1 pseudogene is annotated in these 665 nt (G+C 47.8%); it reads right to left on the minus strand.

Features of this window, described 5'->3' with window-relative positions:
* Positions 1-401, minus strand: a pseudogene (locus KIV40_RS20320) (IS5 family transposase); the annotation flags it as partial.
* Positions 402-665 lie beyond the last annotated feature (264 nt).

A 665-nucleotide genomic window follows, 5' to 3' on the forward strand; every position in this document is an offset into this window, starting at 1 on the left:
TTGTTCAGCGCTTTAATCATGGCGTAAGTCTCACCAACTTGAGCGTTGTAGTTCCTCAGGCTGAATTTCCCACCTAGCAGCTGTTTTACTCGGTACATTGCGGTCTCTGATAGAGAGCGCTTATGATAGCCATACCGCTTTTTCCACTTCTTGTTGGAGCCATAGAGCTTCTGGCAACCTACCGCTAAGTTACGAGGATGCCCTTGTTCCCAGAAGGCTGCTCCTTCTCTTGGTGGGATGAGCGGAACCGCTCGCTTGATCCGTATGGCATCATGGCAACTCCTTGTGTCATAAGCGGCATCAGCTGATATCTCAATGATTTTACAACGTATCTGCTTGAGTAAGTTGGGAAGCACTTCGGCATCGGTTACGTTGGATAAGCTCAGCTCTGCTGCGACTAAACTTACGGAGAATAAAGTCTTTGCCAGTGTGATTGTTGCCAACCGCATGAAAGCAGTGCTTGCCTAAATCGATACCTAAGATGTGAATGGTAGACATATGGTTCACCTCGTTCTGAGAGCCTACTCTAAGCGTAGGGCTTGAGAGTGAGGCGGACCATATAATTAGCCCCCCTCACCATCAAAATACAACAGGGCTTAAAAGACCTGTACCAGCTAACAAACTCTCACAGCAAGAACGTGATGCGATTATCGAGGTGTGCAACC

Source organism: Vibrio sp. D173a (assembly GCF_030248475.1).